This is a genomic window from Streptomyces sp. NPDC041796, assembly GCF_055590785.1.
The window spans coordinates 1-9,915 of sequence record NZ_JBVJAH010000050.1 but is presented as its reverse complement, the minus strand read 5'-3'; the positions used below and the strand labels follow the sequence as shown (position 1 = coordinate 9,915).

The window sequence follows — 9,915 nt, the reverse complement described above, 5'->3', positions numbered from 1 at the left end:
GACGGCCCCGGGGGGGGGGGGGGGGGGGGGGGGGGGGGGGGGGGGGGGGGGGGGGGGCGGGGGGGGGGGGGGGGGGGGGGGGCGGGGGGGGGGGGGGGGGGGGGGGGGGGGGGGGGGGGGGGGGGGGGGGGGAACACCCCCCCCCCCCCCCCAAAGCCGCATCCCCCCGCCCCCCGGCGGTAGGCTGACGTGGCCCGACGCGTACCACTCGGCGCGCACGGCGAGCACGACACACCACCCGCGTACACCCGCCCCACCCGCCCGAAGGGACCCACCCCATGCCGCTCGAAGCCGACCTCCTGGAGATCCTCGCCTGCCCGGCCTGCCACGCCCCGCTCAACGACCGCACGGCAGCCGAGGCCCCCGAGCTGATCTGCACCGGCACGGACTGCGGCCTGGCCTACCCCGTACGGGACGACATCCCGGTCCTGCTCGTGGACGAGGCCCGCCGCCCCGCCTGACGGCGTACCGGCATCGCGTACGGGAAACCGCGACGCGTACCGGCATCGCGTACGGGAATCCGCGACGCGTACCGGCACCGTGTACGGGAAACCGCAACGCGTACCAGTACGGCGTACGGGAAGCGCACCGCACAGGGCGCCGCACCGGCGCCGCGCCGAACCGCACCACTCACGCACGGCGATCGGAGGCCCCACCTCATGCTCGACGAGACGCTGCTCGACGACCCGGACGCCCTGGCCCGAGTCGACCGCCGAGGTCTCCTCCGCGGGGCCGCCGAAGCCGGAGCGCGCGTACGCACCGCCGCCCGCCACGCCGCCGAAGCGGGCGTCACCGAGCTGAACCCGGAGGGGCGGCCCCGAGCCATCCTCATCGCCGGCCCCGGCACCGCGTCCGCCTGCGTCGCCGACCTGGTGGCCGCCCTGGCCGGCGCCTCCGCGCCGGTGGCCCGCCTGCACTCCACCGGTGTCGCGGCCGCATCCGGCGCCCTCCGCTGGACACTCCCCGGCTGGGCCGGTCCGGTCGACCTGCTCCTGATCACCACCACGGACGGCAGCGAACCCGGCCTCGCCCTGCTCGCCGAGCAGGCCTACCGCCGCGGCGTCACCGTCGTCGCCGTCGCGCCCCGCCGCGCCCCGCTCGCCGAGGCCGTACACGGCGCCCACGGCCTCGTCGTCCCGATGGCGGTCGCCCCGCACGAGCTGACCGACGAGGAGGCCCAGGCGGCGAGCCCCGCCGCCCTGTGGGCCCTGTTCACCCCGCTCCTCGCGCTGCTCGACCGGGTCGGCCTCGTCGCCGCGCCCGCCGAGACCCTCCAGAAGGTCGCCGACCGCCTCGACCGCACCGCCGAACGCTGCGGCCCCGCCGTCGCCACGTACAGCAACCCGGCGAAGACCCTCGCCGCCGAACTCGCCGACTCCCTCCCGCTCGTCTGGACCGAGGGCCCGACGGCCGCCCCGATCGGCCGCCGGTTCGCCGCCGTCCTGGCCGAGCTGGCCGGCCGCCCCGCCTTCGCGGCCGAGCTCCCCGAGGCGCTCGCCGCCCACCAGGGCCTCCTCGCGGGCGACTTCGCGGGCGGCGCGGACCCCGACGACTTCTTCCGCGACCGGGTCGAGGAGGCGCAAGCCCTGCGTGCCCGCGTCGTCCTGCTCCGCGACCGCCCCGTCGGCGGCCTCACCGCCGCGCCCGCCGCCCGCGAGCTCGCGCTGAGCCACGACACCACCATCAGCGAACTCGAACCCGAGGACCCCACGGCCGACAACGGCACGCCGGCCGGCGAGGGCGCGCCGCCCGGCGACAGCGCGCCCGGCGGCGGCACGACCGGCGGGGGCACCACCACCGGCGGGGGCACCGGCGACGGCACGACCGACCTGGAAGGGTTCGCGGAGCTGCTCGCGGTGACGGACTTCGCGGCCGTCTACCTGGCGCTGGCCTCCCGTCTCAACACCCCCTGACGCCCGCCCGTCGGCCCCGACCTCAGCCCCCGCCGCAAGGCCAGCAAGACGCAAGGAAAGACGACGCATGGACCGCCTCTCCAACACCGTCCGCCCATACGCCTGGGGCTCCACGACGGCCATCCCGGAACTGCTCGGCGTCGCCCCCACCGGCGAACCCCAGGCCGAGATGTGGATGGGCGCCCACCCCGGCGCCCCCTCCCGCGTCACCCGCGAAGGACAGGCGGAACAACCGCTGTCCGCCCTCATCGAAGCCGACCCGGAACGCGAACTCGGCCCCGCCACCGTCGCCAAGTTCGGCCCCCGCCTGCCGTTCCTCTTCAAGATCCTCGCGGCCGGTGCCCCGCTCTCCCTCCAGGTCCACCCGGACCTCGCACAGGCGCAGGAGGGGTACGCCGCCGAGGAACGCGCCGGCATCCCCCTCGACGCGCCGCACCGCAATTACAAGGACGCCAACCACAAGCCCGAACTCATCTGCGCCCTCACCCCCTTCGAGGGCTTCTGCGGCTTCCGCGACCCCGACCGCACCGCCGAACTCCTCGCCGCGCTCGAAGTCGACTCCCTCAAGCCGTACGTCGACCTCCTCCACGCCCACCCCGAGGACGCCGCCCTCCGCGAGGTCCTGACCGCCGTCCTGTCCGCCGACCCCACCGACATGGCTGCCACCGTCACCGAGACCGCCGCCGCCTGCGACCGTCTCGGCGGCGCCCACGCCCCGTACGCCGTCCTTGCACACCACTTCCCGGGCGACCCGGGCGTCCTCGCCGCCATGCTGCTCAACCACGTCCGGCTCCAGCCCGGCGAGGCGCTCTACCTGGGCGCCGGTGTCCCCCACGCGTACCTCGGCGGTCTCGGCGTCGAGATCATGGCCAACTCCGACAACGTGCTGCGCTGCGGCCTCACCCCCAAGCACGTCGACGTCCCCGAACTCCTGCGGATCGTCCGCTTCGAGGCGAACGACCCGGGCATTCAGCGCCCGGAGGCATCGCCCTCCGGCGAAGAGGTCTACGAAACGCCGATCGACGAATTCCGCCTCTCCCGCTACGCGAGGGCCGAAGGCGCCACCCCGGTCGACCTCACCACCCACACGCCCCAGATCGTCCTCGCCACCTCCGGCACCCCGCGGACGAACGACCTGTCCCTCACCCCGGGGCAGTCCGTCTTCATCCCCGCGGGCGAAAAGGCCGAACTGTCCGGTACGGGCACGGTCTTCCGTGCCACAGTGGTGGCCTGACGCACCGCCCGTCCCCGCTGCTGCAACAATGTGCCGCCGTACGAACCACCCCCCAGCAGCCAGTAGCCAGCAGCATCCAGGAAGGACACCGCACGCATGAGCGCGTCAGGCGGAACCAAGGCGATCGTGGCGGCGCTCGCCGCGAACCTAGCGATCGCTGTGGCCAAATTCGTGGCGTTCCTCTTCAGTGGTTCGTCCTCGATGCTCGCCGAGAGCGTCCACTCGCTCGCCGACTCCGGCAACCAGGGCCTGCTGCTCCTCGGCGGCAAGAAGGCCCAGCGCGAGGCCACGCCCCAGCACCCCTTCGGCTACGGCCGTGAGCGTTACATCTACGCCTTCCTCGTCTCCATCGTCCTCTTCTCCGTCGGTGGCATGTTCGCCATCTACGAGGGCTACGAGAAGATCAAGCACCCCCACGAGATCGAAGCCTGGTACTGGCCGGTCGGCGTCCTCGTCTTCGCGATCATCGCCGAGACCTTCTCCTTCCGGACGGCCATCAAGGAATCCAACGAGATCCGCGGCGGCCTCTCCTGGAAGGAGTTCGTACGCCGCGCCAAGGCGCCCGAGCTCCCCGTCGTCCTCCTGGAGGACCTCGGCGCGCTGGTCGGTCTGATCCTCGCCCTCGTCGGCGTCAGCCTGGCGATCGCCACCGGCGACGGCGTCTGGGACGGCATCGGCACCCTCTGCATCGGCATCCTGCTCATCGTGATCGCGATCGTCCTCGCCGCCGAGACCAAGTCGCTGCTCCTCGGCGAGTCCGCCGGCGTCGACGAGGTCAAGAAGATCGAACAGGCGCTCGTCGACAACGACACCGTCACCGGCATCATCCACATGCGTACGCTGCACCTCGGCCCCGAGGAACTGCTGGTCGCCGCGAAGATCGCCGTCCAGCACGACGACACGGCCTCCGAGATCGCGGCCGCCATCGACTCCGCCGAGGAGCGCATCCGCACCGCCGTGCCGATCGCCCGGGTGATCTACCTGGAGCCGGACATCTACCGGGAGACCAAGCCCGCAGCCCCCGCCTCCTGACGGCCCGCAGCCCCCGCCTCCTGACGGAAAGAGGCCCCCACCCCGCAAGGGATGGGGGCCTCCCTCATACCCCCGCCCGCGCTCCCGCCCCCGCACGGGGCCGGCGCCCGGTGACCCACCCGGCGAGCCCGAGCGCGCCCCCGACAACCAGGGAAACCGCGCCGGCCACCATCCCCACACCGAGCAGCACCGGCACGGCCCCGCTCTCCAGGGCGCGCTCGCTCACCACGCCCACCGGCACCGTCCCGCCGGGACTCTCGTCCATGAAGGAGCGCGAGTCCCGCGAGTTGCCGCGGTCGTCCCCGAGCACGAACAGCCGCCCCTCCGGAACCCTCACGTCGTACCGGGTCCCGTCCCCGACCGCGTCCCCGCCCCGGACGTACGGCTCCGACAGCGGTTCCCCGTTCAGAGTCAGCCCCGTGCCGTCACTGACGACCCGGTCGCCCCCCACACCGACGACCCGCTGCACCACGAGCCCGTCCTGGTACCGCTCCGGCATGCGGTAGGCGACCACGTCCCCCCGCCGCACGTCCGAGGGCCCGATCTTCTCGAAGAAGTGCCGACTGCCCTGGCCGTACGTCGGTTCCATCGACGACGACGCGATCGTGTGGCCCGCATACCCGCCCACGAAGCCCACCCAGGACCCCACGAGCGCCACCACTCCGAGCGGAACCAGCACCCACCCGGCGATCCGCAATCCACGCCCCGGTCTCATCCCCACCCCTACTCACTCGGTCACACCGCAAAGCGCCCATGATCGCGACCTTCACCGCGCAGTGCCAGAGGCGTCCACGAAACCGCCCACCGAAACCGCCCACCGAAACCGCCCATGGGGAACGCTCACGGCGGTCGGCCGCGGGAACGGATCGGGATCCGATTCGCCGGCGGACTGTAGGCCGCTCGACCGATCGGTGTAGATTCGTGACCAGAGCCAGACGTCGCTGCTGATGGCGGTCGGGCGGTCCATGACGGACCGGCCGAGGGAGAGAGGGCCTCCGACGACTGCACTGCGGGTACCGGGCATGCTTGTGCCCAGCTACCTCGCAGAGCCAGCCGTACCCACCCTCGACCCAACACGAGGAGCAGCTCGAAATGACGACTGTCGCCAACCGACAGGACTTCAAGGTCGCCGATCTCTCCCTGGCCGAGTTCGGCCGCAAGGAGATCACCCTCGCCGAGCACGAGATGCCGGGCCTGATGGCGATCCGCAAGGAGTACGCTGAGGCCCAGCCGCTCGCCGGCGCCCGGATCACCGGCTCCCTGCACATGACCGTGCAGACCGCCGTGCTCATCGAGACCCTGGTCGCCCTCGGCGCGCAGGTCCGCTGGGCGTCCTGCAACATCTTCTCCACCCAGGACCACGCCGCCGCCGCCATCGCGGTCGGCCCCGACGGCACCCCGGACAACCCTCAGGGCGTCCCGGTCTTCGCCTGGAAGGGCGAGACGCTGGAGGAGTACTGGTGGTGCACCGAGCAGGCGCTGACCTGGCCGAACACGCCCACCGGCGGCCCGAACATGATCCTGGACGACGGTGGTGACGCCACCCTCCTGGTCCACAAGGGCGTCGAGTTCGAGAAGGCCGGAGAGGCCCCGGACCCGTCCACCGCGGACAGCGAGGAGTACGGCCACATCCTCCGTCTCCTCAACCGCACCCTCACCGAGAACCCGCAGAAGTGGACCCTCCTCGCCTCCGAGATCCGTGGAGTCACGGAGGAGACCACGACGGGTGTCCACCGTCTGTACGAGATGCACCGCGACGGCACGCTGCTGTTCCCGGCGATCAACGTCAACGACGCCGTCACCAAGTCGAAGTTCGACAACAAGTACGGCTGCCGCCACTCGCTCGTCGACGGCATCAACCGCGCCACCGACGTCCTCATCGGCGGCAAGGTCGCGGTCGTCTGCGGCTACGGCGACGTCGGCAAGGGCTGCGCGGAGTCCCTCCGTGGCCAGGGCGCCCGCGTGATCGTCACCGAGATCGACCCGATCTGCGCGCTCCAGGCGGCGATGGACGGCTACCAGGTCACCACCCTCGACGAGGTCATCGGCCAGGCCGACATCTTCATCACCACCACCGGCAACAAGGACATCATCATGGCCTCCGACATGGCCAAGATGAAGCACCAGGCCATCGTCGGAAACATCGGCCACTTCGACAACGAGATCGACATGGCCGGCCTGGCCAAGATCCCCGGCATCGTCAAGGACGAGGTCAAGCCGCAGGTCCACACCTGGACCTTCCCCGACGGCAAGAAGATCATCGTGCTGTCGGAGGGCCGCCTGCTCAACCTGGGCAACGCCACCGGTCACCCCTCGTTCGTGATGTCCAACAGCTTCGCGGACCAGACCCTGGCCCAGATCGAGCTGTTCACCAAGCCCGAGGAGTACCCGACCGACGTCTACGTGCTGCCCAAGCACCTCGACGAGAAGGTCGCCCGCCTGCACCTCGACGCGCTCGGCGTGAAGCTCACGACGCTCCGCCCTGAGCAGGCCGCCTACATCGGCGTCCAGGTCGAAGGCCCCTACAAGCCCGACCACTACCGCTACTGACGGCGCCCGTGCACTGACGCACGTCCGCAGCAGCCGGTAAGCGGCAAGCTGGTACCAGGCAGGCCCCCGCACCCCCGTGCCGGGGGCCTGCCCCGTCCCTGGCGAGCCCCTACCGCCGATCCCGAGGACCCGAGGACCCATGCCCCGCGGCCGTTATTCGCTCCATGATCCGCACGATCACACCCCCCTCGGTGAAGAGCACTTCAACTGCGCACCCGGCCCCTCCGGCTGGCGCTACGTCTCCCAGATCACCACCCCCTCCGGCCCTGGGCCTGGCGGCGCCCCCCGGAAAGGCACAGTCGTCGGCTCCGTCGACCTCACCCTCGACGACCTCGGCCGCCCCATCCGACTCGAACTCCACGCCGCCGACTGGCAGGTCAGAGGCGCCGCCCTCGACGGCGTCACCTGGGTCCGCACCGACCCCACCGGTACACACGCCACGGAAGGCAATGTGCGCGCCCACGCCTTCACCGGCACATCCCCGGCGTTCCTCGTCGCGACATCCCGCCTGCTGCGCCTCACCCCCGCTTCCGCCCCCACCCGAGTCCGCCTCGTCGCCTTCACGGACCCGGTCCTCGCACCCCGCACGGTCGACCAGTCGTGGGCCCTGGTGAAGAGTGAAGCGCACCCCACTGACAACGGCCCCCTGACCGTGGACGAATACCAGGTCAACGCCCTCGACACGGGCGAACAGCACACAGTCCACATCGCCGGCGACGTGGTCCTCGCGGCCCCCGGCATCGAGCTCGAGGACCTCGAGACCCCGCCGTCGGTCTTCCGCTGACCGGAAGCCCCCCGACCGCCCTACGCGGGCGGAGCGAACCCGGTGGCAGGCGGCGCACTCCCCTTCGCGGAACTCCCGCCCACCGCGGCCCCGCCACTGCGCACAACCGGATCCGGGGCCGCAGCCTCGACCACCGGAGCAGCCACCACCGGTGCGACCTGCGGGGCCCCCATCGGTGCGGCCACCACCGGGGCACCGGCCTGAGCCCCGCCGGTCCCCGGGGCGAACGCGCGCCGGGCGTCCCGCGCCTGCCGCTCGTTCACCACCGCGGCCAGGAAGTCCGCCGCAGGCACTCCCGGCGGCGGAGGCGTACCCGTCCTGGCCACCAGATCGTCGGCCAGCCGCTCCGCGAGCGCCCGCCCCACCCCGGCGTCGAGCTGCCGCATCCGCGTCAGGTACTGGCGTATCGCCAGCCACAGGTCGTCCGGCACCGCCGACAGGTCCAGCTGCGCGAAACGCCCGACCAACCAGGGCGGCGGAGGCGGAACCGCCGTCCCCCGCGCCGCCGGGACCCGCTCACGCACGACAAGCGCCCCGGCGAACACATCGCCGAGCCGCCGCCCGCGCGCCGACACCAGCGACGCGATGCACGCCACGACGCCGAACGTCATCAGGATCTCGACGACCCCCATCGCCCCCCGCACCAGCGCGTGCCGGAACCGGATCGGCCCCCCGTCGTCCCGCACCACCCGCAACCCGCACGCCAGCTTGCCCAGCGACCGCCCGTGGCTGAGCGTTTCCACCGCTATCGGCGCGCCCACCAGCACGAGCACGAAGCTCGCGATCGACACGGCCGTGACAGCCGCTTCGTCCAGAGAGGCGGTGGCTATCGCCAGCCCCACCGATATCAGCAGGTACGCGGCCCAGACCACGACAAGATCGATGGCAAGCGCCAGCGCCCGGCTCGGCAGCCTCGCCGGCTGCAAGCCGAGTACGACCGCGTCGCCCGTCACAACCCCGCTCACAGCGCCCACCCTTCTCGGACCTTCCCGGACCCTCCGAACGCCAGTCTGCCAAGCTGACCATCAGCGCGCCGCCGTAGGACGAACCGTACGCACCAGTGCCTGGAGCAGCAGCCGATCATGGACCTCGACGTCTACGTCACCGCCCACCGAGCCGAGTGGGACCGCCTGGACCACCTCCTGGGACGCGGCCGCCACCTCACCGGGGCCGAGGCCGACGAACTGGTCTCGCTCTACCAGCGCACCGCCACGCACCTCTCCCTCCTCCAGTCCAGTGCACCCGATCCCATGCTCACGGCCCGGCTCACCCAGCTGGTCGCCCGCGCACGCGCCACGGTGACGGGCACCCGCCGCGCCTCCTGGCGCGACGCCGTCCGGTTCCTCACCGCCGGGTTCCCCGCGGCGGTCTACCGCTCACGCCACTGGTGGATCCCCACGGCCGTCCTTTCCACGCTCCTGGCCGCGGTCATCGGCTGGTGGATCGGCACCCACCCGGAGGTCCAGTCCTCCATCGCGGCGCCCGACGAGCTCCGGCAGATGACCCGGCCGGGCGGCGAGTACGAGACCTACTACTCCAGTCACCCGGCAGCCTCCTTCGCCGCCCAGGTCTGGACGAACAATGCGCAGGCAGCCGCCATGTGCCTGGTCCTGGGCGCGTTTCTCTGCGTCCCGGTGCTGTGGATCCTCTTCCTCAACATGCTCAACCTGGGCGTCGGCATCGGCCTGATGTCCTCGGCCGGCCGCCTCGACACCTTCCTCGGTCTCGTTCTCCCGCACGGCCTGCTGGAACTCACCGCCGTCTTCGTCGCCGCCGGCACCGGTCTCCGACTCGGCTGGACACTCATCGACCCCGGTCCTCAGCCCCGCCGGACCGCCCTGGCCCAGCAGGGCCGTGCAGCCCTCGGCATGGCCCTCGGCCTGGCGCTGGTCCTCTTCGTCTCGGGCGTGATCGAAGGCTTCGTCACCCCTTCGGGCCTGCCGACCTGGGCCCGCGTGACCATCGGCATCGCCGCCGAGGCGGCATTTCTCGCTTACGTGTACGTCCTCGGCGGCCGTGCGGCCAGAGCAGGCGAAACGGGCGACGTCGAGAGCGCCGGCCGCAGCGCGGACCTGCCCACCGCCGCCTGATGTGCGAGCACCCCCACTGACCTGCTAGTCTCCTCTTCGCCCACAAGACCCGTTGACACGGGTGATGTGGGGAGGTAGATTAGAACGGTTGCCTCGGACTGGACAGGTTCGAGTGCGAACGGTTAGAGTCTCTCTCGCTCCGGTCGGAATTGAATTCCACGGAGCCACTCCGATTCCTCATCGAATCACGAACGCCGATTAGCTCGGCGGAAATGATTCTGATAAAGTCGGATCAGCCGAAAGGCAAAGGCCCTCCAACGGCCACCGGAAACAGAATCCGAACCGGGAACGGAACGGAAAAAGGATCTGGTA

Annotated in this window: 9 protein-coding genes; 7 read left to right on the top strand and 2 right to left on the bottom strand. The window is 71.7% G+C overall.

Annotated elements, in window-relative coordinates:
- Positions 1-278: 278 nt before the first annotated feature.
- The 4 genes from ACZ6C1_RS37850 to ACZ6C1_RS37835 all read left to right on the top strand — a co-directional run bounded on the left by ACZ6C1_RS37850 (position 279) and on the right by ACZ6C1_RS37835 (position 4,179).
- A complete protein-coding gene (locus ACZ6C1_RS37850) occupies positions 279-461 on the top strand; it encodes a Trm112 family protein (protein WP_469247601.1) in 183 nt (60 codons plus the stop codon).
- 198 nt (positions 462-659) lie between these two features.
- Positions 660-1,913, top strand: coding sequence for an SIS domain-containing protein (locus tag ACZ6C1_RS37845; protein ID WP_469247600.1), 1,254 nt, complete (start codon positions 660-662; stop codon positions 1,911-1,913).
- A gap of 67 nt (positions 1,914-1,980) precedes the next feature.
- On the top strand, positions 1,981-3,147 hold the full coding sequence (gene manA, locus ACZ6C1_RS37840) for a mannose-6-phosphate isomerase, class I (protein WP_469247599.1): 1,167 nt from the start codon (positions 1,981-1,983) through the stop codon (positions 3,145-3,147).
- 96 nt (positions 3,148-3,243) lie between these two features.
- Entirely contained in the window at positions 3,244-4,179 is a 936-nt protein-coding gene (locus ACZ6C1_RS37835; protein ID WP_469247598.1) for a cation diffusion facilitator family transporter, read from the top strand.
- 64 nt (positions 4,180-4,243) lie between these two features.
- Here ACZ6C1_RS37835 and lepB read toward each other — a convergent pair whose 3' ends face one another.
- Positions 4,244-4,894 carry a signal peptidase I gene (gene lepB / locus ACZ6C1_RS37830; RefSeq protein WP_469247597.1) on the bottom strand — a complete coding sequence of 217 codons (651 nt, stop codon included), beginning with the start codon at positions 4,892-4,894 and terminating at the stop codon, positions 4,244-4,246.
- Positions 4,895-5,271: 377 nt separating this feature from the next.
- On the opposite strand from lepB, the gene ahcY reads away from it, so the two are divergent.
- Together ahcY and ACZ6C1_RS37820 are read left to right on the top strand one after the other, a co-directional pair.
- Positions 5,272-6,729, top strand: a complete 1,458-nt coding sequence (gene ahcY, locus ACZ6C1_RS37825; protein ID WP_469247596.1) for an adenosylhomocysteinase — start codon at positions 5,272-5,274, stop codon at positions 6,727-6,729.
- Between the two features lie 139 nt (positions 6,730-6,868).
- Positions 6,869-7,513, top strand: a complete 645-nt coding sequence (locus ACZ6C1_RS37820) for a hypothetical protein (protein ID WP_469247595.1) — start codon at positions 6,869-6,871, stop codon at positions 7,511-7,513.
- A gap of 20 nt (positions 7,514-7,533) precedes the next feature.
- Here the strand turns inward: ACZ6C1_RS37820 and ACZ6C1_RS37815 are convergent, their stop codons facing one another.
- Positions 7,534-8,478, bottom strand: coding sequence for an RDD family protein (locus ACZ6C1_RS37815; protein ID WP_469247594.1), 945 nt, complete (start codon positions 8,476-8,478; stop codon positions 7,534-7,536).
- A gap of 117 nt (positions 8,479-8,595) precedes the next feature.
- On the opposite strand from ACZ6C1_RS37815, the gene ACZ6C1_RS37810 reads away from it, so the two are divergent.
- Entirely contained in the window at positions 8,596-9,603 is a 1,008-nt protein-coding gene (locus ACZ6C1_RS37810) for a stage II sporulation protein M (protein WP_469247593.1), read from the top strand.
- Positions 9,604-9,915: the final 312 nt, after the last annotated feature.